The sequence below is a fragment of the Streptomyces sp. NPDC101227 genome (assembly GCF_044767545.1).
GTDB lineage: Bacteria > Actinomycetota > Actinomycetes > Streptomycetales > Streptomycetaceae > Streptomyces.
In genome coordinates, this window is record NZ_JBIWOD010000014.1 from 192,061 (window position 1) to 215,769 (window position 23,709).

The 23,709-nt window shown below is 73.2% G+C and carries 18 protein-coding genes; 3 read left to right on the forward strand and 15 right to left on the reverse strand.

The window, feature by feature from the left end; translation table 11 throughout:
- Positions 1-42 precede the first annotated feature (42 nt).
- The 9 genes from ACIRPT_RS29055 to ACIRPT_RS29095 all read right to left on the reverse strand — a co-directional run bounded on the left by ACIRPT_RS29055 (position 43) and on the right by ACIRPT_RS29095 (position 11,108).
- Complete coding sequence (locus ACIRPT_RS29055) at positions 43-1,197, reverse strand: pseudouridine synthase (RefSeq protein WP_403832356.1); 1,155 nt, start codon at positions 1,195-1,197, stop codon at positions 43-45.
- A complete protein-coding gene (gene scpB / locus ACIRPT_RS29060) occupies positions 1,197-1,889 on the reverse strand; it encodes an SMC-Scp complex subunit ScpB (RefSeq protein ID WP_403503892.1) in 693 nt (230 codons plus the stop codon). Before scpB ends, ACIRPT_RS29055 begins: the two co-directional genes overlap by 1 nt.
- The gene (locus ACIRPT_RS29065; RefSeq protein ID WP_403832358.1) at positions 1,886-2,956 is read right to left on the reverse strand and encodes a segregation and condensation protein A; all 1,071 of its coding nucleotides are present in this window, start codon (positions 2,954-2,956) and stop codon (positions 1,886-1,888) included. Before ACIRPT_RS29065 ends, scpB begins: the two co-directional genes overlap by 4 nt.
- A 27-nt stretch (positions 2,957-2,983) precedes the next feature.
- Positions 2,984-3,592 (reverse strand): hypothetical protein, encoded by a 609-nt coding sequence (locus tag ACIRPT_RS29070; RefSeq protein ID WP_403832427.1) that lies wholly within the window; start codon positions 3,590-3,592, stop codon positions 2,984-2,986.
- A complete protein-coding gene (locus ACIRPT_RS29075; protein WP_403503883.1) occupies positions 3,589-4,605 on the reverse strand; it encodes a ParA family protein in 1,017 nt (338 codons plus the stop codon). Before ACIRPT_RS29075 ends, ACIRPT_RS29070 begins: the two co-directional genes overlap by 4 nt.
- A gap of 493 nt (positions 4,606-5,098) precedes the next feature.
- Positions 5,099-6,214, reverse strand: a complete 1,116-nt coding sequence (gene ald, locus ACIRPT_RS29080; RefSeq protein ID WP_403505073.1) for an alanine dehydrogenase — start codon at positions 6,212-6,214, stop codon at positions 5,099-5,101.
- Positions 6,215-6,382: 168 nt separating this feature from the next.
- Entirely contained in the window at positions 6,383-8,542 is a 2,160-nt protein-coding gene (locus tag ACIRPT_RS29085) for a tetratricopeptide repeat protein (protein ID WP_403832360.1), read from the reverse strand.
- Between the two features lie 169 nt (positions 8,543-8,711).
- Positions 8,712-9,338: an NUDIX domain-containing protein gene (locus tag ACIRPT_RS29090; protein ID WP_403832362.1), complete on the reverse strand. Its 627-nt coding sequence runs from the start codon at positions 9,336-9,338 to the stop codon at positions 8,712-8,714.
- Positions 9,339-9,434: 96 nt separating this feature from the next.
- On the reverse strand, positions 9,435-11,108 hold the full coding sequence (locus ACIRPT_RS29095) for a CTP synthase (RefSeq protein ID WP_403832365.1): 1,674 nt from the start codon (positions 11,106-11,108) through the stop codon (positions 9,435-9,437).
- A 396-nt stretch (positions 11,109-11,504) separates the two neighbouring features.
- On the opposite strand from ACIRPT_RS29095, the gene ACIRPT_RS29100 reads away from it, so the two are divergent.
- Entirely contained in the window at positions 11,505-13,319 is a 1,815-nt protein-coding gene (locus ACIRPT_RS29100) for a glycoside hydrolase family 15 protein (protein ID WP_403503870.1), read from the forward strand.
- Between the two features lie 239 nt (positions 13,320-13,558).
- Here the strand turns inward: ACIRPT_RS29100 and ACIRPT_RS29105 are convergent, their stop codons facing one another.
- From ACIRPT_RS29105 to ACIRPT_RS29115, 3 genes are all read right to left on the reverse strand, one after another.
- Positions 13,559-15,091 (reverse strand): MFS transporter, encoded by a 1,533-nt coding sequence (locus ACIRPT_RS29105; RefSeq protein ID WP_403832367.1) that lies wholly within the window; start codon positions 15,089-15,091, stop codon positions 13,559-13,561.
- A 73-nt stretch (positions 15,092-15,164) separates the two neighbouring features.
- Complete coding sequence (locus tag ACIRPT_RS29110) at positions 15,165-16,334, reverse strand: beta-1,3-glucanase family protein (RefSeq protein WP_403832369.1); 1,170 nt, start codon at positions 16,332-16,334, stop codon at positions 15,165-15,167.
- On the reverse strand, positions 16,331-17,338 hold the full coding sequence (locus ACIRPT_RS29115) for a glycoside hydrolase family 16 protein (protein WP_403832371.1): 1,008 nt from the start codon (positions 17,336-17,338) through the stop codon (positions 16,331-16,333). The genes ACIRPT_RS29110 and ACIRPT_RS29115 overlap by 4 nt, the downstream gene beginning before the upstream one ends.
- 215 nt (positions 17,339-17,553) lie before the next feature.
- Between ACIRPT_RS29115 and ACIRPT_RS29120 the strand changes: the two genes are divergently transcribed.
- Positions 17,554-18,615: a LacI family DNA-binding transcriptional regulator gene (locus ACIRPT_RS29120; RefSeq protein ID WP_403832373.1), complete on the forward strand. Its 1,062-nt coding sequence runs from the start codon at positions 17,554-17,556 to the stop codon at positions 18,613-18,615.
- A gap of 80 nt (positions 18,616-18,695) precedes the next feature.
- Positions 18,696-20,330 carry a PucR family transcriptional regulator gene (locus ACIRPT_RS29125; RefSeq protein ID WP_403832375.1) on the forward strand — a complete coding sequence of 545 codons (1,635 nt, stop codon included), beginning with the start codon at positions 18,696-18,698 and terminating at the stop codon, positions 20,328-20,330.
- 57 nt (positions 20,331-20,387) lie between these two features.
- Here ACIRPT_RS29125 and ACIRPT_RS29130 read toward each other — a convergent pair whose 3' ends face one another.
- From ACIRPT_RS29130 to ACIRPT_RS29140, 3 genes are all read right to left on the reverse strand, one after another.
- Complete coding sequence (locus ACIRPT_RS29130) at positions 20,388-21,050, reverse strand: LysE family translocator (protein ID WP_403832377.1); 663 nt, start codon at positions 21,048-21,050, stop codon at positions 20,388-20,390.
- 105 nt (positions 21,051-21,155) lie between these two features.
- A complete protein-coding gene (locus ACIRPT_RS29135; protein WP_403832379.1) occupies positions 21,156-22,316 on the reverse strand; it encodes a glycosyltransferase family 4 protein in 1,161 nt (386 codons plus the stop codon).
- Between the two features lie 425 nt (positions 22,317-22,741).
- Positions 22,742-23,548, reverse strand: a complete 807-nt coding sequence (locus ACIRPT_RS29140; protein ID WP_403832381.1) for a hypothetical protein — start codon at positions 23,546-23,548, stop codon at positions 22,742-22,744.
- Between the last annotated feature and the right edge of the window lie 161 nt (positions 23,549-23,709).

Genomic DNA, 23,709 nt, shown 5'->3' on the forward strand with positions numbered 1-23,709 from the left:
TGACGTTAAGGGGTGGCGAGGCCGTATCGCAAGCGGTTCGGGCTAGAGCTCGACCTCGCGCATCAGCATGCCGACCTCAGTGTTGGTCATCCGGCGCAGCCAGCCCGACTTCTGGTCGCCCAGCGCGATCGGGCCGAAGGCCGTACGGACCAGCTTGTCGACCGGGAAGCCGGCCTCGGCGAGCATCCGGCGCACGATGTGCTTGCGGCCCTCGTGGAGGCTGACCTCGACGAGGTAGTTCTTGCCGGTGTTCTCCACGACCCGGAAGTGGTCGGCGCGGGCGTAGCCGTCCTCCAGCTGGATGCCGTCCTTGAGCTGCTTGCCCAGGTCGCGCGGGAGGGGGCCCTGGATGGCCGCCAGGTAGGTCTTCTTGACGCCGTAGCGCGGGTGGGTCAGCCGGTGGGCCAGCTCGCCGTGGTTGGTGAGCAGGATGATGCCCTCGGTCTCGGTGTCGAGGCGGCCTACGTGGAAGAGCCGGGTCTCGCGGTTGGTGACGTAGTCACCGAGGCACTGGCGGCCGTCGGGGTCCTCCATGGTGGAGACGACACCGGCCGGCTTGTTCAGGGCGAAGAAGAGGTACGACTGGGTGGCGACCGTCAGGCCGTCGACCTTGATCTCGTCCTTCTCCGGGTCGACCCGGACGCCCTGCTCCGTGACGATCTTGCCGTTGACCTCGACGCGCGCCTGGTCGATCAGCTCCTCGCAGGCCCGCCGCGAGCCCATACCGGCCCTGGCCAGCACCTTCTGCAGGCGCTCGCCCTCCTGCTCGGCGCCGGGGAAGGTCTTGGGGGTCTTGACCGCCGGCTTGTTGTGGCGGGCGCGGTTGCGCTCCTCGATCTGGGCGTCGTACTCACGGGGCCGCGCGGGGGCCTGGCCGCGGCCGCGCTGCGGGCCGCCGCTCTTGGCACCCGGACGGGACGCCTTGCCGGCGGCGCCCGTACGGGGGCCGCCCTTGGCGCCGCCACGGGCCGCCGCGCCCCGGCTGCCGCCGCTCTTGGGGCCGCCGCGCTCGTCCCTGCGGTCCGCGGAGCCGCCGGAGCCGCCGGAGCCGCCGGAGCCGCCGGAGCCGCCCACGTCGTAGCGGCGCTCCTCGGGGCGGGGGCGGCCGCTGCGCTGCTGCTTGTCGTCCCGCTTGTTGCCGGCACCGCGGTAGTTGCCGCGCCCGCCGTCCCTGTCGTTCCTGCCGCTGCTTCGCATCAATGATCCGTCTGAGAGTCGCCGCTGTCGTCTACGTCGAACGACGGGATACCTTCCGGGGAGTCGCCCTCGACCGCGTCCGCCTCCGGGAGGAACGGTGCGAGCTCAGGGAGCTCGTCCAGGCCGCGCAGGCCCATCCGCTCCAGAAAGTAATTCGTCGTCCTGTACAGGATCGCACCTGATTCAGGTTCCGTCCCCGCCTCCTCCACCAGGCCGCGCTGGAGGAGCGTGCGCATCACACCGTCACAGTTCACGCCGCGTACGGCCGAGACGCGGGAACGGCTGACCGGCTGACGGTACGCGACCACGGCCAGAGTCTCCAATGCGGCCTGGGTCAGCCGGGCCTGCTGGCCGTCCAGGACGAAGCTCTCCACGGCGTCCGCGTACTCGGCGCGGGAGTAGAAACGCCAGCCGCCGGCCACCAGGCGCAGGTCGAAGCCGCGGCCCTGGCGGGTGTAGTCGTCGGACAGCTCGCGCAGCGCCAGGGCCACCGCCCGGCGGGGGCGCTGCAGGACCTTCGCCAGGTGTTCCTCGGTCGCGGGCTCGTCGACGACCATCAGGACGGCCTCCAGGGCGGGCTTGAGCGCCAGCTCGGCGACGCCGAGCGCTCCGGTGGGCGCCGGGGCCCCGGGCGCTTCGGCGTCGGCCTCCTGGACCTCGTAGGCGTCGCCGTAGGACTCGTCCACGCTCATTCCGCCGCCTCCTGTTCCTGTGGCTCCACGGCCGCCTCCTGGTCGAACTCGTCCGTCACCACCGGCACGGCCCCCTCCGCGCCCGTCCAGCGCACCGTCAGCGCCCCCAGAGCCTCCTCCTGGTCCAGGGTGACCACCCGTTCCCGGTAGAGCTCCAGCAGGGCCAGGAAGCGCGCCACGACGGTGAGGGTGTCCGGGGCGTCCGCGACCAGTTCCTGGAAGCCGGCCTCGCCCGCCGCGCGCAGCCGCGCCATCACGACCTCGGCCTGCTCGCGCACGCTCACCAGCGGCGCGTGGATGTGGTCGACGTAGACCTGCGGTTTCGCCTTGGGCCGCATCGCCTTGACGGCCAGCTTGGCGAAGCCCTCCGCCCCGATGCTGATGACCACCTCGGGCAGCAGTTCGGCGTGTTCCGGCTCCAGCCCGACCGTACGGGGATACCGGCGCGCCTCGTCCGTCAGCCGCTCGCTGAAGATGTCCGCGATCCGTTTGTACGCGCGGTACTGCAGCAGCCGCGCGAAGAGCAGGTCGCGGGCCTCCAGCAGCGCGAGGTCGGCCTCGTCCTCCACCTCTGCGGCGGGCAGCAGCCGGGCGGCCTTCAGGTCCAGCAGGGTGGCCGCGACGACCAGGAACTCGGTGGTCTGGTCCAGGTCCCAGTCCGGTCCCATGGCCCGGATGTGCGCCATGAATTCGTCGGTGACCTTCGACAGCGCGACCTCGGTGACGTCCAGCTTGTGCTTGGAGATCAGCTGCAGGAGGAGGTCGAAGGGGCCCTCGAAGTTGTCCAGCCGGACGGTGAATCTGCCGTCACCGGGGCCGCTGGGCTCGGTGGCGGGGGCGCCAGTGACGGGAGCGTCGGCGGCGGGGGTGTCCGCGGCGTCCGGTACGGCGGCGTCCTGGTGCCCGGCCGGGGCCGGCGGTTCGTCCTGGGGGGCCGGCGGCCGCGGGGGCGCGGCCGTATCGTCCGCCGGGACCTCGGGCGGCTCCTGCGCCGGACCCGTCCCCGGGCCGGGCCCCAGAGGGCGGCGGGCGCGGGGAGCGGGGGCGTGGTCGTTCGTCGTCGGCATCTGAGGGGCAGGCTATCGGGTGCGCGCCTAGCGCCCGCGCAGCCGCCGCACCAGGATGCTGGCGTCGCCGCGCGACTCCAGGTCGGCGAGGACGACGGCGACCGCCTCGCGGACGATACGGCCGCGGTCGACGGCCAGGCCGTGTTCGCCGCGCAGCACCAGGCGGGCGTGTTCGAGGTCCATGAGCTCCTCGGCGGAGACATAGACGGTGATCTTCTCGTCGTGCCGTTCGCGGCCGCTGGGGCGGCGGTTGGCGCCCCGCCCGCCGCCGCGGCGGCGGGCCCCCGCGCCGTTCTGCGCGACCGCCGCGGCCGCCGCTGCGGCATCCTGGCTCGGCTGTCCCGACTGCGGCCGGTGGCCCTTGGGGGCCTCCGCGTCCGCCGCGCGGCCGCTGTGCTCGGCCGGGGCGGCCGGCGGGGGCCCGGCCGGGGCCTCGGCATGCCGTACGGCGGTGGGTGCCCGATCCGGCTCGGCGGCCGGATCGGACTCACCGGCCGGTGCGGGTACCCGGGGTGCATCGCCGGCCACCTGGGAGCCGCCCGCCGGGGAGCCGTTCGCCGGCCGGCGGGGCGGCGAGGACTGCAGGCCCGTCCCCCCGGTGGTGCGGAACAGTTCGTCGGCTCCGGGCAGACTCACTCGGCGTGACACCGGGCGAGCACCTCCCTGGCGAGCTGGCGATAGGCGGCGGCACCAACGGAGTTGGAGGCGTACGTCGTGATCGGCTCGCCCGCGACGGTGGTCTCCGGGAAGCGGACCGTACGGCCGATGACGGTGTGGTAGACGTGATCGTCGAAGGCCTCCACGACGCGCGCCAGGACCTCGCGGCTGTGCACGGTGCGGGAGTCGTACATCGTCGCCAGGATGCCGTCCAGCTCCAGTTCGGGGTTGAGCCGTTCCTGGACCTTCTCGATCGTCTCGGTCAGCAGCGCGACACCGCGCAGCGCGAAGAACTCGCACTCCAGCGGCACGATGACCTTGTGAGCGGCCGTCAGGGCGTTGACGGTGAGCAGGCCGAGGGAGGGCTGGCAGTCGATGACGATGTAGTCGTAGTCGGCCAGCAGCGGCTTGAGGGCGCGCTGCAGGGTCGACTCGCGCGCGACCTCGCTGACCAACTGCACTTCGGCCGCTGACAAATCGATATTGCTGGGCAGCAGGTCCATGTTGGGGACCGCTGTCTTGAGGAGGACCTCGTCGGCCGACATGCCCCGCTCCATGAGCAGGTTGTAGACCGTCAGGTCGAGCTCCATCGGGTTGACGCCGAGTCCGACCGACAGGGCTCCCTGCGGGTCGAAGTCGACGAGCAGCACCCGTCGTCCGTATTCGGCGAGTGCGGCGCCCAGGTTGATGGTCGAGGTGGTCTTGCCGACCCCGCCCTTCTGGTTGCACATCGCGATGATTTTGGCGGGGCCGTGTTCGGAGAGCGGTCCCGGGATGGGGAAGTACGGGAGCGGGCGCCCGGTCGGGCCGACGCGTTCGCGGCGCTGGCGGGCCGCGTCGGGCGCGAGCGTCGCCGCGTACTCGGGGTCCGGTTCGTACTCCGCGTCCGGATCGTAGAAGTGCCCCTCGGGCAGGTCGTCGTAGTCGGCGAGACGGGCGGGATCTCCACTGCCCCGGTCGCCGGCCATGGCGTTCACGTGATGGCCGTCCATACTCTGGTGGGCTGTCGAGGAAGTGCTCTGGTGGGCTGCGAAGGTGTGGACCGCGACGGAGCCGACAGCCTCGAGCCCCGAGGGACCCTGGCCCCGTGCAACCGCTCCTGGCCGACCGCCTCCGGGAGAAAATGTCGACTCATTCACAAGTCGTCTTACCTCCTTGGATGTGACCAGGAAACTTATCGATAGGTCAGCGTGGCACCATGCCGACGGTTGGCGACTCTATGGCGTGTCGGGCGTTCGCAGCAACACAATCCACCGGACCCGGCACGATGTGTCGGTAACCGAACCCCTCAATGTCAAGGGCGCAGGCGGTATCCGCCCGATGTTTCGGGGGGTCGCGAATCGGTTAAAGGGTTACGTTCACGGCGAGTTGGGAGCCCGTCGGCCGACGGCCGGTCCTCGGCGTGTCGCACATACGACCGGCCGGGCCTTGTCGACAAGGCCCGGCCGGATGTACAGCGGTTTGACGCGCTTGATTGACGCTTTATCAGCCGAGGAGCGTGCGCAGCTCCACCGACTCGAGGCCGTGCGCCTCGGCGACCTCGGGGTAGACGACCTTGCCGTCGTGGGTGTTGAGACCCTTCGCCAGCGCCGGGTCACGGCGCAGCGCCTCGACCCAGCCGCGGTTCGCCAGCTCCACGATGTAGGGCAGCGTGGCGTTGGTGAGGGCGTAGGTGGAGGTGTTCGGCACGGCGCCGGGCATGTTGGCGACGCAGTAGAAGACCGAGTTGTGGACCTGGAAGGTCGGCTCGGCGTGCGTGGTGGGACGCGAGTCCTCGAAGCAGCCGCCCTGGTCGATCGCGATGTCGACAAGGACACTTCCGGGCTTCATCTTGGCGACGAGCTCGTTGGTGACCAGCTTCGGGGCCTTGGCGCCCGGGATCAGGACCGCACCGACGACGAGGTCGGCCTCGACCACGGCCTTCTCCAGCTCGAAGGCGTTGGAGACGATCGTCTGCACCTTGGTGCCGAAGATCTTGTCGGCCTCGCGGAGCTTGTTGATGTCCCTGTCGAGCAGGGTGACGTGGAAGCCGAGGCCCACGGCGATCTGCACGGCGTTCCAGCCGGAGACGCCACCGCCGATGACGACGGCCTTGCCCGCCTGGACACCCGGGACGCCACCCGGGAGCACGCCGCGGCCACCGGCCTGGCGCATCAGGTGGTACGCGCCGACCTGCGGGGCGATGCGGCCCGCGACCTCGGACATCGGGGCGAGCAGCGGCAGCGCGCGGCCGGCCGTCTCGACGGTCTCGTAGGCGATGGCGGTGGTGCGGGACTCCAGGAGGGCGTCCGTGCACTCCTTGGAGGCGGCCAGGTGCAGGTAGGTGAAGAGCGTCTGGTCCTTGCGGAGGCGGTGGTACTCCTCCGCGATCGGCTCCTTGACCTTCAGCAGCAGGTCAGCGGTGCCCCAGACCTCGTCGGCGGTGTCGAGGATGGCGGCGCCGGCGGCGACGTACTCCTCGTTCGTGATGGACGAGCCGAGACCGGCGTCCTTCTCGATGACGACCTGGTGGCCGTGGCGGACGAGCTCGTGGACTCCGGCGGGCGTGATGGCCACGCGGAACTCGTTGTTCTTGACCTCGCGGGGGATACCGACCTTCACGTCGATCACGGTCCTTGAAAGAGAGCTTGCAGGAGGAATTATCCCCTCATGCGATGCATGACGGAACTGACCGCGCCGAACGCGGCCCACCCAGTCTATTGAAGGAGCTCTTCTTGTCTAGCCTTGTAAAGCAATAATTCTTGCGAGTGCCACTACCGATTTCGTAGGTCAGTCGGGTTGATCTGCGAGAAGTCGCTCTCCAGCGGCACGGTGGAGCCGTGCCGCGGCTGGGTCGCCGAGCCGCTCGAGGGTGTCCGCAATCCGTAGTTGCAGTGCCGCCTCCAGGTGTCCATCGCCCGCTTTCCGGACGGTTTCGAGGGCCTCGCGGGCGGTCCGCAGCGCTTCCTGGGGCCGGCCCGCGCACTCCTGCACGTGGGCCAGCTCACCCGTCGCGCGTGCCTGGCCCGCGAGATCGCCGGCCCGGCGGTAGGTGCGCGCGGCGGTCCGCCACTCCCTGAGCGCCTCGTCCCACCGGGCCACCTGGGCGTGCGCGCCGCCGATCCGGCCGTGCAGCCGCGCCGCGTCCACCCGCTCGCCCCGGGCGAGCCGCAGCTCCAGCGCCCGGCCGTACCAGTCCGCGGCCCGCTGCCAGTCGCCCAGCTCGCCGTACATGCCGCCCAGCGACTCCAGCGCCCGTCCGGTGGCCACCGGGTCGTCCGCCGCGCGGGCCGCCTCCAGGGCGCCGCGGTAGCGGGTGAGCGCCGCGGCGGTGCGTCCGGCGTGGGCGTCCAGGTCCGCGAGATTGAGCAGCGCGGCGGCCATTTCGCGCGGCAGCCGTCGCCGCTGGGCGACCTCGAGGACGAGGCAGTGCAGCGCATAGAGGTCGGGGGCGGCCTCCTCGGGGCTCTGGTGGGCGAGCAGCGTACGGGTCAGCGCGGCCATCAACCGCCGGTCCAGGGTGTCCAGTTCACCGTCCGCGACGGCGATCCGGGCGGCGTCCAGCAGTACGGCGCGCCGGCCGCGCAGCCAGCGCGCGGCGGCGGCCCGAGAGGGGAAGCGCAGCGAGCGCGGCAGCCCCGCGACCTTCTGGCGCGCGGGCGATCCGGGCTCTTCGCTCATCGCCCGGCACGACACCAGCAGCCGCACGGTGCGCTGCAGCATCCGGGCGCGGGCCAGCTGGATGTCGGCGGGCCGCTCGTACTCCTCGAGCAGGGTGGCCAGCAGCGGGGCGAGGCAGCCGGGCACGCGGTACTGGGGGTGTCCGGCGGCGCCGTCGGGCGCGGCGTCCTGCCCGCCTCGCTCCAGCAGGGAGCAGGGCGGTGTACCCGCGTCGGGCCGCAGCAGGCCCAGTGCGGCGAACTCCGCCAGCGCCGCCCCGGCCGTGGAGACCGAGCAGCCGGCCAGCGCGGACGCGGTGGGGGCATCCACCAGGCAGCCCGGGGCCAGCACGGTCAGCCGCAGTATCCGGGCGGCGGGCGGCGGCAGCGCGTCGTAGACGAGCTGGAAGGCGCGGACCAGCGGGCGGGCGCCGCTGGAGATGTCCGCGGGCAGCGGCACCGCGGCCAGCGCCTGGTACAGATCGGCGAGCGAGGACTTGGGCCGGTCGGCGAGCCAGCCGCCGGCCAGCACCAGGGCGGCGGGCTGGCCGGCGCACTTCTCGGCGACGGCGTCGGCGGTGCGCGGGTCGACGGTGATCCGGGTCGGCCCGGCGTAGCGGGCGAGGATCTCGACGGCGGCCGCGGTGTCCAGGCCGCCCAGGGTGCACGGCCGGACGTCGGGGATTCCGGTCAGCGGCCCCTGGGAGACCACCACGACCAGGCAGTCCGGGGCGTCCGGCAGCAGCGGCTCGACCTGTTCGGCGCCCTGCGCGTCGTCCAGGAAGAGCAGCGCACGGCGGCCGGCGAGCGCATCGCGCAGCAGCTCGCTCAGCTCGTCCTCGGGGGCGCCGGGCGGGGCGGTGGTGCCGAGCGCGTCGAGCAGTTCACGGGCGATGGCCTCGGGGGCGGCCGCCTCGCCGTCCCGGCCGGTGAGGGCGGCGCGCAGCACCCCGTCGGGGTAGTCGGCGGCGAGCTCGCGCAGCAGCGCCTCGGCCAGCGCCGTGCGGCCGGAGCCGGGCCGGCCGGCGATGAGCAGGACGCGGCTGCGGGTGCCCCGGCGGCCGGTGAGGGTGTCCAGGCCGGTGCGTTCGATGTCGGCGCGGAGCGCCTTGAGCTCACGGCGGCGGCCGGCGATCCGGCCGGCGGTGGGCGGGGCGGCGGGCGCGGGGAGGGTGGCGCCGTCCCGGCGGGGCCCCGATGCCCGCCGGGACGGCGCGGCCATGGCACCCCCGGCCGGCCGGCTGGTCGCCTCCGGCGGGAGCTGCCCGCCGCCCACCGCCTGATCCGTCACCGGCCACGCTCCCGTCCACCTGCGCGTACGATCCCGCCACGATCGCCGACGGGATCACAGCCGAGCGTAGTTCACGATCCGTCACCGACCGCGCCCAGCAGGGCGGTTGAGTCACTCGATCGGAACAACAGATCATCAGACCGGTCGGAAGGGGCCGAATGCCGGCCGGTCAGGCCTCGAAGGGACGGGCTGGCCACGGCGCGTCGGCCGGCCGCAGCGCGTCCAGGCCCGCGCCGCTCCGGGCCGCGGCCAGCGCCAGCACCCCCACCACCAGGCAGTTGTTGTGCAGCTCACCGGCGAGAGCCCCGCGCACCAGCTCGTCGTGCGCAACCCTCGCCAGCTCCATGTCGGCCTCTTCCTCGGAGACCGCGAACCGCTCCCCCTCCGCCTCGGACAGATCCCGGGCGAGGAAGATCCGTACGGCCTCGTCGCAGCCGCCGGGCGTGGTGTAGACGTCGGTAAGCACCCGCCAGTCCCCGGCCTTGACGTGCGCCTCCTCGTACAGCTCGCGCTGGGCGGCGTGCAGCGGGTTCTCGCCGGGGATGTCGAGCAGCCCGGCGGGGATCTCCCACAGCCTCTGGCGTACGGGGTGGCGGTACTGGCACAGCACCAGCACCCGTCCCTCGTCGTCGAGGGCGAGCACGGCCACCGAGCCGGGGTGGACCTGGTAGTCGCGCTTGACGGTGCCGCCGTCGGGCATGACGACGTCGTCGGTGCGCACGCTGGTCTTGTTCCCGGTGAACGGCGTCGTGGTCGCGGTGACCGTCCACTCCTCCGGGGTGTCCTTGATCGCCATGGCCCGTCCTCCTGTATGTGCCGTACCAACGCAGAAACCGGGGCACGACCTCGAGAACGAGGCGTACCCCGGCAACCGTATCCGGCGCGCGGTCCGCTACTTCGCGGCACCCGTCTTGCGCGCGACCGCGGCCTTCACCAGTCCGGCGAAGAGCGGGTGCGGGCGGGTCGGGCGGGAGCGCAGCTCCGGGTGCGCCTGGGTGGCGACCAGGTAGGGGTGCACCTCGCGCGGGTACTCGACGTACTCGACGAGCTTGTTGTCCGGGGAGGTGCCGGAGAACTGCAGGCCGGCCTGCTTCTCCAGCTCGCCGCGGTAGGCGTTGTTGACCTCGTAGCGGTGGCGGTGGCGCTCCTCGACGTACGGCGCATCGCCGTACACCTCGCGCACGATCGAGCCCTCGGCGAGCTTGGCGGGGTACATGCCCAGCCGCATCGTGCCGCCCATATCGCCCTCACCTGCGACGATGTCCATCTGCTCGGCCATCGTGGAGATCACCGGGTCGGCGGCACCGGGGTCGAACTCAGTGGAGTTCGCGCCCTTGATACCGGCGAGGTTCCGGGCCGCCTCGATGACCACGCACTGCAGCCCCAGGCACAGGCCCAGCAGCGGCACCTTGCTCTCACGGGCGTAGGTGATGGCGCCGACCTTGCCGTCCACGCCGCGGTCGCCGAAGCCACCGGGGATGCAGACCGCGTCGCAGTCGGCGAGCTGCTCTGCGGCGCCCTGCGCCGTCTTGCAGTCGTCGGAGGTGACCCACTTCAGCTTCACGCGGGTCTTGTTGGCGAAGCCGCCGGCGCGCAGCGCCTCGGTGACCGAGAGGTAGGCGTCCGGCAGGTCGATGTACTTGCCGACCAGCGCGACCTTGACCTCGTGGTCGGGGTTGTGGACGCGGTCCAGCAGGTCCTCCCACTGGGTCCAGTTCACATCGCGGAAGGGCAGGTCCAGCTTCCGTACGACATACGCGTCCAGGCCCTCGGTGTGCAGGACCTTGGGGATGTCGTAGATGGACGGCGCGTCGATGGCCGCGACCACCGCCGCCTCGTCGACGTCGCACATCAGCGAGATCTTGCGCTTGATGGCGGTCGGCACCTCGCGGTCGGCGCGCAGCACGATCGCGTCGGGCTGGATGCCGATGTTGCGCAGCGCGGCGACGGAGTGCTGGGTCGGCTTGGTCTTGAGCTCACCGGACGGGCCGATGTAGGGGAGCAGCGAGATGTGCACGACGAAGACGTTGTCGCGGCCGACCTCGTGGCGCACCTGGCGGACGGTCTCCAGGAACGGCAGCGACTCGATGTCGCCGACCGTGCCGCCGACCTCGGTGATCACGACATCGACGTCGTCGGTCGCCATCCGGCGGATTCGGTGCTTGATCTCGTTGGTGATGTGCGGGATGACCTGCACGGTGTCGCCGAGGTACTCGCCGCGCCGCTCCTTGGCGATCACGGTGTTGTAGACCTGGCCGGTGGTGACGTTCGCGGAGCCGTCGAGGTCGACGTCCAGGAATCGCTCGTAATGGCCGATGTCCAGGTCGGTCTCGGCGCCGTCATTGGTGACGAAGACCTCACCGTGCTGGAACGGGTTCATCGTTCCCGGGTCGACGTTCAGGTACGGGTCGAGCTTCTGCATCGTGACCCGCAGGCCGCGCGCCTTGAGGAGCGCGCCCAGGCTGGAGGCGGTGAGCCCCTTGCCGAGCGAGGAGGCGACGCCCCCGGTGACGAAGATGTGCTTGGTCGTCGTGGCTGCATTCATGCGAGAAGCAGTGGGCGGCATGGCCAAGAGGGGGCTCCCGTGGTCGCGAGGTGGAGAGGTGCGAGGCGGCCGACCTGGTGTTTCAGGGGTGCCGTCGCTGCGGTTCGGGGGTTCTCGTGCCCACCGGTCCACGGGGTACCAGGCTATCAGCGACCGGGCATGGTCGCTCCCGGCCACGCATGGCCGATTCCATGTGACGGCCATGTAACGCCTGCCACCCGATCGGACCACCCCACTCCTCGCGAGCGTCGCGCGGAACGCTCATCTGCGTCGTATCCTGCTCGGACACTCGCTTACGAGCCGCCCGGGAAGGCACCACCCCCGCCCGATTTCCGGTCCCGCAGCTCGGCGCAGTTTCATGGGCAGGACGGACAGCACACACGTCCCATGGGGGGCGTCACTCCAGTTCGACGGGAGATGCACGTGGCCGGGCGCATCGAGGACTACGCACTCATCGGCGATATGCAGACGGCCGCTCTAGTGTGCCGCGACGGCACCGTCGACTGGCTGTGTCTGCCCCGCTTCGACTCGCCCGCGGTCTTCGCCGGGCTGCTGGGCACCGAGGAACACGGATTCTGGCGGATCGGTCCGGCCTACGGTCCCGGCGCCGGTCCCAAGCCCGCCGACCGCCGCCGCTACCGGGGCGACTCCCTGGTCCTGGAATCCGAGTGGGACACCCCCCGCGGCACGGTACGGGTGATCGACTTCATGCCGCCGCGCGACGGCGCCCCGCAGGTGATCCGCATCGTGGAGGGCGTCAGCGGCCGCGTGCCGATGCGCTCGGAGCTGCGGATGCGGTTCGCCTACGGCTGGGTGGTGCCCTGGGTCCACAAGGTCGACGGCCGCACCGTCGCGGTCGCCGGGCCCGACTCCGTATGGCTGGACACCGAGGCCGAGACGTACGGCAAGGACCTGACGACGTACTCCGACTTCACCGTCTCGCCGGGCGACCGGATCGCCTTCACCATCAGCTGGGAGCCCTCGCACAAGCAGCCGCCCGCCCTGGCCGAGCCGGAGTCGTCGCTGGTGGCCACCGAGGACTTCTGGCGCGAGTGGGTCGAGCACTGCACGTACCACGGCCCCTACCGCGATGCCGTGGTCCGTTCCCTGATCACCCTCAAGGCGCTGACCTACGCCCCCACCGGCGGCATCGTCGCCGCGCCGACGACCTCCCTGCCCGAGTGCATCGGCGGCGTCCGCAACTGGGACTACCGCTTCACCTGGCTCCGCGACGCCGCGATCACCCTCTCCTCCCTCCTGCGCACCGGCTACCGCGAGGAGGCCCGCGCCTGGCGCGAATGGCTGCTGCGGGCGGTGGCCGGCGACCCGGAGAACCTCCAGATCATGTACGGCATCGCCGGCGAGCGGGAGCTGGGCGAGAACGACCTCAACTGGCTTCCCGGGTACGAGAATTCGCAGCCCGTACGGGTCGGCAACGGCGCCGCCGGACAGCTCCAGCTGGACGTCTACGGCGAGGTCACCGAGGCCCTGCATCTGGCGCACATGACCGGGCTGGCCCGTAACGACTACGCCTCCCTCCTCCAGCTCAAGCTGATCCAGTGGGTGGAGAAGCACTGGGACGAGCCCGACGAGGGCATCTGGGAGGTCCGCGGCCCGCGCCGGCACTTCGTCCACTCCAAGGTCATGACCTGGGTCGCCGTCGACCGCACGGTCAAGCTGATCGAGTCCGGCGATGTCGACGGGCCGCTGGAGCGCTGGAAGGACCTGCGCGAGACCATCCACCGGGATGTGTGCGAGAAGGGTTACGACAAGGAGCGCAACACCTTCACCCAGTCCTACGGTTCCCAGGAACTGGACGCCTCGCTGCTGCTCATCCCCCAGATGGGCTTTCTGCCGCCGGACGACAAGCGCGTCATCGGCACCATCGAGGCGATCCAGCGCGAACTGTCCACGGAGGACGGCTTCATCCTGCGCTACCCCACCTCCGGTGCGGACGACCTCGGCGTCGACGGCCTGGAGGGCGAGGAGGGTGCGTTCCTCGCGTGCTCCTTCTGGCTCGCCGACGACCTGGCGATGATCGGCCGGGTGGAGGAGGCCCGCAAGCTCTTCGAGAAGCTGCTCTCCCTCCGCAACGACCTGGGCCTGCTCGCGGAGGAGTGGGACTCCCGGCTCCAGCGGCAGGTGGGCAACTTCCCGCAGGCGTTCAGCCATGTCCCGCTGATCGACACGGCGCTGCGGCTGACGGCGAGCGGGGCGTACGGGGGCGGGTAGGGCTGGGGGCTGCGGGTACGGCTGAGGAACGGGTGCGGCTGAGGGGCCGGTGGTCCGCGGCGAATGCCCGCGCCTCCGCGGGAATACCTCCCTGCCACGGAATACCCCCCGCCCCCGCCGCGTTGTGGCCCCGCAGGGGGCCCGCGCACCCCCTACGGGATCCGTTCGACCGCCCCCCAAGGGTCCGCAGGCGCCCCGCCCCCGTACCGGGACGACCGGCCAGGCCCTCGGGCGGCGCCTCAGCTCCGCGGTCGCGGGGCCAGTGCGAGGGCGATGACCGGCAGGATCAGCAGCACCACGGTCGCGTTGAGCCCCCCGTAGCCGATGAGTGCCACGATGCCCCCGGCCAGCGCGCCGCCGCCCGCGCCGGCGAGATTCATGAGGGTGTCGGCGAGGCCCTGGACCTCGGAGCGGTGCGCGGCCGCGGTCGACTCGGTCAGCAGCGTCGAACCGGCGACGGAGGCGCAGGACCAGCCCAGGCCCAGCAGGAACAGCCCGGTGACGACGCCCCCTTGGCTGCCTCCGGCGGTGCCGGCGACGGCGACCGCGCACAGCAGTACGACCTGTCCGGCGAGGATGACGCGGATCCGGCCGATCCGGTCGGTGAGCCAGCCGACGAGCGGCGAGAGCGCGTACATCCCGGCGATGTGCAGGCTGATGGTGAAGCCGACCACGCTCAACTCCGCGCCGTGGTGGGCGAGATGGATCGGCGTCATGGTCATCACGGACACCATGGAGGCATGCCCGAGGATGACGGCGACCAGACCGAGCCGCGCCCCGGGGGCCGCGCGTACGTGCCGGAGGGCGGCGGTGAGACGGGCGGGGAACGAGGCGGCCGGTGCGGGCGCGGCGCCCGACGTCGCCGTCGTACGGCCGAGGGCCGGTGACGTAGTGCGGGCGGCCGCCGCGGTCCGCGCCGTGGCGGCCGCGAGCAGCAGCGGGTCCGGGCGCAGCAGCAGCGAGATCAGCGCCCAGCCGATCAGGAACGCCCCGACCGAGAACACAAACGTGCCCGCCTCTTCGGGCAGGCCCAGGGCGCGGGCGACGGGCTCGCCGGGGCCGCTGAGGTTGGGGCCGATGACGCTGCCGGCCGTGGTGGCCCAGACGACGAGGGACAGAGCGCGCGCCCGGTGGGCGTCCTCGGCCAGATCGGCGGCCGCGTAGCGGGACTGGAGGTTGGCGGCGGTGGCGGACCCGATGAGGAGCATGCCGACGAGCACCAGCGGGAACCAGCCGAGCCGGGCCGCGACCAGCACCAGCAGCGAGCCCGCGGCGCCGAGCAGCCAGCCGGCGCCGAGGCCGGCGCGGCGGCCCCGGGAGCGGGAGAGCGCGGCGAGCGGGATGCCGAGGAGCGCGGCGCCGAGGGTGATGAAGGTGGTCGCGAGGCCCGCAGCCGCCTCGGATCCGGTGAGCCGGCCGACCAGCAGGGAGCCGGAGGAGAGCATCGAGCCCATCCCGATCCCGGCCACGACCTGCGCGGACATCAGGACCCGGACGGTGCGCCGCTGCACGGTGGCAACGGTCGCGGGGTCCGGGTCCTGACCTATGGGGTGCCGGGGTATCGGGCTCTCGGCCATGGGGGGCCGGGTTGCGGGGGCCTGGGCTGCCGCGTCCTTGGCTGCGGTGCCCTGGGGTGTGGTGTCCCGGGCTGTGGTGTCCCGGGCCTTTTGCGCGGGCTCGCCGTCCGGAGATCGTCCGCCGGCGGGACACTCGCCGTCGGCGGGATCGCCACCGTCGGCGGGGCCATTGCGGGTTTGCGCGGTACCTGACATACGGCACAGGGTACGGAGGCGCGGGCCCGCGCGGGGGTGCCTTGAAACGGCGGTGCCCCGGAACGGCGGTGCGTCAGAACGGGGTGAGCGTGAGGGTGAGCTCCTTCGGGGCGCCGTCCTCGATGTACGAGGCGAACCCGGCGACGTCGTCGAAGGCAAAGCCGTACGCCTTGCCGTCCTGGGTCGCCGCGTGCATGGCCCGCGCGTAGTGGTTGGTGAGCCGCTGCTGGTAGAAGGCCGCCGGGTCGGTGGTGGGCTGGGCGGCGTGCGTGGTGAGCGTGGAGCGGTTGAGGGCGGCGCCGAGGATGGCGGCGACCGGGCCGAGGGTGCCGTCGTTGGGGGCGGCGAGGGTCCCGTCGCAGAAGAGGACGTCGCGGGTGGACGGTTTGTCGAAGGTGACCGTGCCGGGCCCGGTACAGGTGAGCTTGCCGCCGCGGACCCGCCCGGTGAACGTGCCCGCGTTCGTCGTCACCGCCAGGTCCTTGGACTCGTACAGGGACCAGGCCTCGTCGATGGCGGGCGCGAGATGGTCCTTGCCGAACAGTCCGCTGTCCAGGCCGTGCCCGGGAGCGATCACCCGCCTGTCCCCGACGACCAGACGGTCGAACCCCTCGGCAGCCTTGACGTCCGAGAAGACCTTGGCGCGGGCACCGTCCTTGAGCGTGCCGGTGGTCTGCTCCTTGGCGCCGCTGAGCTTGATCGCGAGCGGCACGCTGAACATGTCGACCATGGTGGTGTTGCAGTACATCCCGCCGGCGTTGTACGTGAACTCGGCGCAGTCGTGCAGCACGTCGTAGTTGGGGTCACCGGAGACCCAGCCCGCCGGATAGGCGAGCGCCGCCTTGCCGTTGCCGTCCTCGACGGCCTTGAACTTGAGCTTGCCGCCGAGCGCGGTGTAGATCCGCCCGGACATCCGGGGCAGCTGGAGGGTCGTGGTGCCGCTGCCGGCGAGGGGTATGGCGTAGTCGGTGAACCCGTCCGGGCCGTTGTCGGCGAGGGCGACGGGCCTGAGCTCGCCGTCGGGTGTGACGTGCACCTGCTGCGTGCCGTCGTTGCCCACGATGTAGACCCATACCGAGGAGTTCGCGTACTCCCCCGTGTTGTTGACGACGTGCAGGGGCAGGCCGGCGGCGGCCCGGAGGCCGGGGGCCGGGGTGCCGAGGGCGCGGCCGGCGAGGGTCAGGCCGGACGCGGCGGCGGCACCGGCGGCGAGGCCGCCGAGGAGGGTGCGGCGGGTGATCACGAGGCGGCTCCTTGCCGTGCGGGACGGGCGTGGGCGGACCGGGCACGGCCGGATGGGGCCTGGTCGGACCGGGCGCGGCCGGATGGGGCGCGAGCGGGCCGGGCGACGGATACGGCGACATGGTCGACGAGCAGCGAACCGCCGGGACGGGTCGCGTCGGTGGGGGTGGGGGTGCCCGCGACGCCGTCCGGGAAGGCGCCGCCCATGGCGAGGTTGAGCAGCAGGAAGTGGCCGTGGTGGGTCGCCTTCGCCCAGGTGCCGGCGTCCATCTCCGAGGCGTTGACGGTGTGGAACCGCCGGCCGTCCACGTACCAGTTCAGCGATTCCGCGGCGCCGTCGGTGCGGTCGAGCTCCAGCGCGTACGTATGGAATCCGGCCTGGCAGGCGGTGTCCGGGCACTCGCGTGCGCTGCCCTTGCCCTGGGTCTCGTTGCACGGCCCGCCCGGGTTGACGCCGCAGTGCAGCGTGGCCCAGACCTTGTTGATGCCGTTGACGCTCTCCATCACGTCGAATTCGCCGATGCCCGGCCAGTTCTGGTAGTTGCCGCGGTAGGCGTCGCCGAGCGTCCAGAACGCCGGCCAGTAGCCGAGCGCGGCGTCGCCGGAGACGGCGGGCATCCGGATGCCCGCCTCGATGCGCAGCTTGCCGCCGGCCGGGGCCGCGAAGTCGGTGCGGCGGGACTCGATCCGGCCCGAGGTCCAGTTGCCGCCGGCGTCCTCGAGCGCGGTGATCTTGAGATGGCCGGCGCCGTCGAGCTGGAGGTTCTCGGTGTGGTCGGTGTAGGTCTGGCGCTCGCCGGTGCCCCAGTTGGGCGGGCCTCCTGGGTAGCCGGTGCCGGTGTCGGTGATCCAGTCGTCGGCGGCGGGCGGCGACCCGGCGGCGCCGTCGAAGCCGGTGCGCCAGACCTCCTCGAAGGGGGCGGGGGAAGCCGCCGCGGCGGCCGATGGCGTCGGCGCGGTGAGGGACGACGCGCCAAGGAGTGCGGCGCTCGCGGCAAAGAGCACCGCTCTCGCGGATCTTCTGCCCGCGCTCGCGCTCCGACTCACACTTCTGCCGATTTTCATGCCCATGACATTCTCCTCGCACGGTGGGGGGTAGTGAGGAGTTCTGAGGGATCCGCGGCGTGAGAGCGCTCTCACGCCGCAGCCAAGGGGAACCCTGCCGACTCGGCGGCATACCGTCAAGTCATCCCAGAGAAAAAGGAGTTGGAAGGTGCCGGATGACCTCTGAACCCAACGGTTCCCCTACGACGCACGGCCCCCGGCCGACGCTGGAGGCCGTCGCGGCGCGCGCCGGGGTCTCCCGGGCGACGGTCTCCCGCGTGGTCAACGGCGGCCGGGGCGTCCGGGCCGCGGTCCAGGAGCGGGTCCGCCAGGCGGTGGCCGAGCTGGGATACGTACCGAACAGCGCGGCCCGTTCCCTGGTCACCCGCCGTACCGGCGCGGTGGCCGTGATCATCGCCGAGCCGGAGACCCGGGTCTTCTCCGACCCGTTCTTCGGCCGCCAGCTGCGCGGCATCAGCCGTGAGCTGTCCGCCGCCGACACCCAGCTCCTGCTGCTGTTCGTCGAGCACCGCGACGACTTCGCCCGCATCGGGCGCTATCTGGCGGGCGGACATGTCGACGGCGCGCTGATGTTCTCGCTGCACGGCGACGACCCGCTGCCCGCCCTGGCCCAACGCGCCGGACTGCCCACGGTCTACGGCGGCCGCCCCGGCTGGGCGGGCGCCGACCGCGCACCGGGGCCGCTCTACGTCGACACCGACAACCGCGACGGCGCCCGTCAGGCCGTACGCCATCTCCTGACCCGCGGCCGCCGCCGGATCGCCGTCATCACCGGCCCCCTCGACCAGACGTCCGCGCTGGACCGCCTGGACGGCTACCGCGACGCCCTGGGCCTCGCGGAGCCGGATCCGCGGCTCGTCGCGGACGGCGGATTCACCGCCCGGGGCGGCGAGCGCGCCATGACCGAACTCCTCGATGCCGCGCCCGATCTGGACGCCGTCTTCGTCTGCTCCGACCTGATGGCGAACGGCGCGCTGCGCACCCTGCGCTCCCGTGGCCGCCGGGTGCCGGACGATGTGGCGGTGGTCGGCTACGACGATCTCGAGCCCGCGGTGTGGGCGGATCCGCCGCTGACCACGGTGCGGCAGGACGTCGAGGAGATGGGCCGGCTGATGGCCCGTCTCCTGCTGCGGCGGCTGGGGGGCGGGGTGCCGGAGACCGGGGAGCTCGCGCCGGTGATCATGGAGGCGACGCTGGTGGTACGCGAATCGGCGTGAGGGCCCGCCGCCCCTTCCTGGCGTGCTGCCATCCGGACGATGCGACTCCGAATAGTGGACTACGGGTACCGTTCGTCGCCATGGGGCCGGAAGCAAAAGTCGAAGCCGAGATCACGGTACGCAGGGCACTGGAGCTGCCCGCGCTGCGGCGCGGCCTGCCGGAGGTACTGGCCGGTGAGGACCGGCTGGACCGGCCGGTGCGCTGGGTGCATGCGGGCGAGGTGCCGCATATCGCCTCGCTGCTCAAGGGCGGCGAGCTGCTGCTGACCACCGGCCTGGGGCTGGGCACCCGGCCGTCGGAACAGCGCGCCTTCATCCGGAAGCTCGCCGACCGCGAGATCGCCGCTCTCGTTGTGGAGCTGGGATCTCGTTTCGAATCGCTGCCCTCGGCACTGATCGACAGCGCCCGGGCCTGCGGCCTGCCGCTGATCCAGCTGCACCGCGAGGTCCCGTACGTCACCGTCACCGAGGCCATCCACACCGAGATCATCAACAGCCACTACGCGCTGCTGCGCCGGGCCGACGAGATCCTGCGCCGCTGCACGGACGTCCTGCTGCGCGGGGGCGGCGCCCCCGAGGTGCTCCGGCTGCTCGCCGTCTTCACCGGCAACCCCCTCTGCCTGGAGGCCCCCGACGGCAGCCCGCTCTACGCGGCGGGGCCGGGCACCGGCGACGAGGACGGGCCCGCCGAGGCCGACCCCCTGCTGGCCTGGGAGGGCCTGCGCGAGACCGGCGTACGCATCGACATTCCCGGCGGCGGCCACGGCCCCGACGCCGTCCGCGCCCGCCTGGTCCTGCTCCCGGTCAACGCCCCCCTGGCACCCGTCCACCGCATCGCCGCCGAACGCGCCGCCGACCTCCTGGCCGTGGTCATGCTCCAGTCCCGCCAGGAGGAGGTGCTGGCCGCACGGGGGCGCGGCGACTTCCTGGCCGATCTGGCCGAGGGCCGCATCTCCGCGGCCGAGGCCCCCGCGCAGGCCCGCCTGCTCGGCTTCCGCCCCGGCGCGGAACCCGTACTGCCGGTCGTCATGCGGCTGCCCGCCGGCCTCCCCACCCCCGGCAGCTGGGCGCTGCTCGCCCAGGCGCTGCGCGAGGAACTCGCCGCCCCCGGGGTGGCCGTACTCCTGGGCGTACGGCCCGTGGAGAGCCGCGTCCCGATGCTCGTCTCCCTGCGCGCGGGCCAGGACCGTGACGCGCTCGCCGACCGCATCGCCGAGGCGCTGCGCGCCGGAGTCGTCCGCGCGGGCCTCGACCGCCCGGCGGGGCACCGCCCCGTGGTCGTCGTCGGCACGGCGGGCGATTGGGCGGCGGCCGGTCCCGGGCTGCGGCACGCGGCGGAGGCGGCGGCCGCGGCCCAGGGCCTGCCCGAGCAGCCCTGGTACGACGCGCGCCGCCTGGACATCGAGCTGCTGCTGTGGCGGATGCGCGAACAGGGCGAAGAGGGCGTCCTGGCCGACTTCGTGGACCGCGCCATCGGGCCCCTGCTCACCCACGACCGCGGCGCCCGCCAGCCGCTGCTGCCGACCCTGGAGGCCTACCTGGCCAGCGCGGGCCGCAAGGCGGAGACCGCGCGCGACCTGAACGTCAACCGCCAGACCCTCTACGACCGTCTCGCCCGCATCGCGCAGCTCCTGGGCACCGATCTGGACGACCCCCAGACGGTCCTGGGCCTGCGGCTGGCCCTCCGCGCCCGGCGCCACACGGACAAGCCGTAGGCCCGCGCCGCCGGGCCCGGTCCTGCGTCCGTGCCGGGCGCGGGCCCCGGGGGCGCGCTACCCCGCGACCGTCTCGGCGGCGGTGCCGAGGCCGAGCGCCAGCAGCACCCCGCCCGTGGTGCGCTCCAGATTGCGGTGGACGCGGGGCCGCCGCAGCCGGTCCAGCAGGCGGCCGGCGCAGCCGACGACCAGCAGCAGCCAGCCCGCCGCTATGAGCGCGTCCACGGCCCCCAGCAGCAGCGTCGTTCCCAGGACCGAGTGCCCCTCGGGCAGGAACTGCGGGACCACGGCGACGAAGAAGATGCCGACCTTGGGGTTGAGCAGGCAGCTCAACAGCCCCTGGCGGAACGCGCGTACGGGGCCGAGCCGCGCGGCGGTACGGCCCTGCGCCTCCGTCAGGTCGTCCGCGGCCGCGTGCCCGGCCGCCGTCCCGGACCGGCGGTGGGCCCACAGCGCCTGTCCGCCCAGCACCGCCAGATAGGCCGCACCCGCCAGCCGTACGACCGTGAACGCCGCGTCCCACCGCTGCAGCGCCGCCGCGAGGCCGACCGCCGCGGCGGCCGCCCAGGCGAGCGACCCGATCGCGGCGCCGAGGGCCGTGGCGGCGCCGGTACGCCGTCCGCCCCGTACGCAATTGCGCAGCACCAAAAGGGTGTCGGGGCCGGGAGTCACCGTCATGAGCAGGGCGAACAGCGCAAACCCCATTACCGCAGCCGGCATGGCGATCTCCTGTCGTACGAGGGTCCGGTTCCACCGACCCTATAAGCCGGCGTCCCCGCAGGGCAGCCGTGGTGGACGGCCGTCGCGGCGCTCGCGCTGCGGGCCTCAGCGCGCCCGCAGCGGCTCGGTCAGCTCGTCGTAGACGCTCAGGACCTGCGCGACCGTGTCGTCCTCGCTCGGCCAGCCGGCCGCCTGGAGGCGGCCCGCCTCGGCCAGCGCGTCCCGCCGTACGGGGTCGGCGAGGAGGCCGAGGACGCTGCGGGCGAGGGCCGTGGCGTCCCCGTAGGGGACGAGTTCCGCGGCCGGGCCGACCAGTTCGCGGGTGCCCCCGGTGTCGGCGGCGACCAGCGGGACGCCGGCCCGCAGCGCCTCCTGAGCGATCAGGGACCGCGCTTCCCAGCGGCTGGGCAGCACCACCAGGTCGGCGGCGGCGAGAAGTTCGGGAACATCGTCGCGTCGGCCCAGCAGCTGGACCGGCAGCCGCTCGGCGTCGATGCGGCGCTGCAGCTCCGCCCGTTGCCCGCCTTCGCCGGCGATGGCCAGCAGCGGCTGGGGGTCCAGCGAGGACCAGGCGTGCGCCGTGTCCAGCAGCAGGTCATGGCCCTGATGGCGGTCGAGGCGGCCGACCGCGAGCAGCAACGGCCGGTCCACCGCACCCAGTTCGGCCCGTTCCTTGCGCCGCATCCGGTCATGATCCTCGGGCTCGGACGACGCGCGGGCGGGGCGGGGGCGCGGGATCGCGACCGGCGCCAGGCGGGCATCGCGCGCGCCCCGCTCGCGCGCCCGGTCCACCAGGTCGGAGCAGGCTCCCAGGACGACGGCGGCGGCGCGGGCCACCCTCCGCTCCATCAGATGCACAAGCCCGGCCCGCGCGCCCTCGGTGTGCGCCTTGGTGTGCCAGGTGATGACGAGGGGGACCCGCGCGCCCCGGGGACCGCGCAGCCCGCGCAGGGCCATCGAAGCGCGCAGCCCGGCCCGCAGACCGTGCGCATGCACCAGGTCGGCGTCCCAGCAGGCGCTGCGCAGCGAGGCCACGGCCGCCGGGTCCATCCGGGGGCTGACCTGCGTGAACCGTGCTCCCGCCGTGGTGAAGCCGTAGGTCTCCTCGGCGTCGGCCGTGGCGCAGACCGTCACCCGCACGCCGCGCGCGACCAGCCCTTCGGCCAGCGAGCGGACATGCGCCGCGCTGCCGGCGCTGCCGTACCCGAGCACCTGGACCGTGCGCAGCGGCGACTGCCCGTGCGACGAGGTCGGGGTGCTGGTCACGTGGTCGGGGCTCCTGGGTCGGGGGTCGGTACGGACCGTACCGGTGGTGCGGTCCGAGTACTACAAGGCGCTGCGGCACGCTGCCGGTGGATGCGCGCGACGTCCCCCGACCGGGCGGGAGGCGGCGAGCGCGCCCGGTACCCCGCACCGCCGCCCAGGATGCCAGCCCCGCGGCACCGGTTCGGCACGGTGGCGGCGCCGTTCCGGTGGAATGTCTCGTCCTCGCCGCCGAGGGATCACCCACATGGGCGACAAATGCCTTGCTCTCCGGCTGCCGCGGGACTGAGCGGTCGGCCGAAAGTCGTCGGCCCGGGGGGCGGGTCGGGTGTCCCGGGGGCTGAATCCTGCGGCCCGCGTGAGGCGCCCCCCTGCGGGCCGCTGCCCGCGCCCGCCGGCGCCGACGCGCCGCCCCGTGGCGGCCGGCCTCAGATCGCGGCCGCCGCCCGGCTGACGCGGTCCCCGGCCGCCGCGGCGGCGACCAGCCCCGCGGCGTGCGCGGCCAGGCCCTTGCGCCCGTTCCCCGCGACGATGGCGACGCCGAGGGCCGCGCCGAGCGCGTGCGCCCCGGCGTCCCCGAGCATCGTGCGCTCCGCGAGGTCGTCGCCGACCACCGCGGCCGCGGCCCCCATGGGCGCGGCGGACAGCGTTCCGGCCTCTCCGCGGCGCAGCAGCCCCGGGGCGCCGATGGCCAGTACGGCGCCGGTCGCCCGGCCCGGCCGGACGTCCAGGAGGTTCACCAGGTGGGCCGAGCCGGCGATCACCACGCCGGCCAGCAGCTGGTCGGCCGGGCGCCGCTTGAGGAGGGCGCCGGCGGCGAGCCCCGCGGCGCCGATACCGAACAGCTTCACCGCCCCGCTGGTGACCTCCCCTTGGCGGAGCGCCGAGAGATGCGCCCGGAAGCCGCGCCGGGCGTCGTCGGCGCCGAATACGTCGTCGTACGCCCCGCAGCCTCCGGCGGCCAGCACCGCGAGCGCCGTGGCGCCCCGGGTGCGGGCGGACAGTCCCGGTGCGGTGGCGGCGGCGAGCGCGGTGCCGGTGGCCGTGGCGAGTCCGGCGTGCAGGTCGACGGTGCGCCCCGCGTAGTTCTTCCGGTCCCACAGGACGGCCCCGCCCGGCGGACGACTGCGCAGCGCCCCGTACGCGGCCCGGGTCGCCCCCGCCGCCCCGAGGAGCGCCGCGATCCGCCCGAGTATCTTGCCGTCCGCCACCGTGCCGCTCCCCCGTCCTGCCACCGTGCCGCTCCCCTTGCCTGCCGCCACGCCGCTCCCACCCCCCGGCACCGTGCCGGGCTCAACTCCCGCCACCCTAGAGGGCGTCCTGTCGGGCACGTCGCGGGCCACGGGGAACACCGCCGGCACCCGGCACGTTGTGGCCCGCAGGGGGCGCTCGCAAC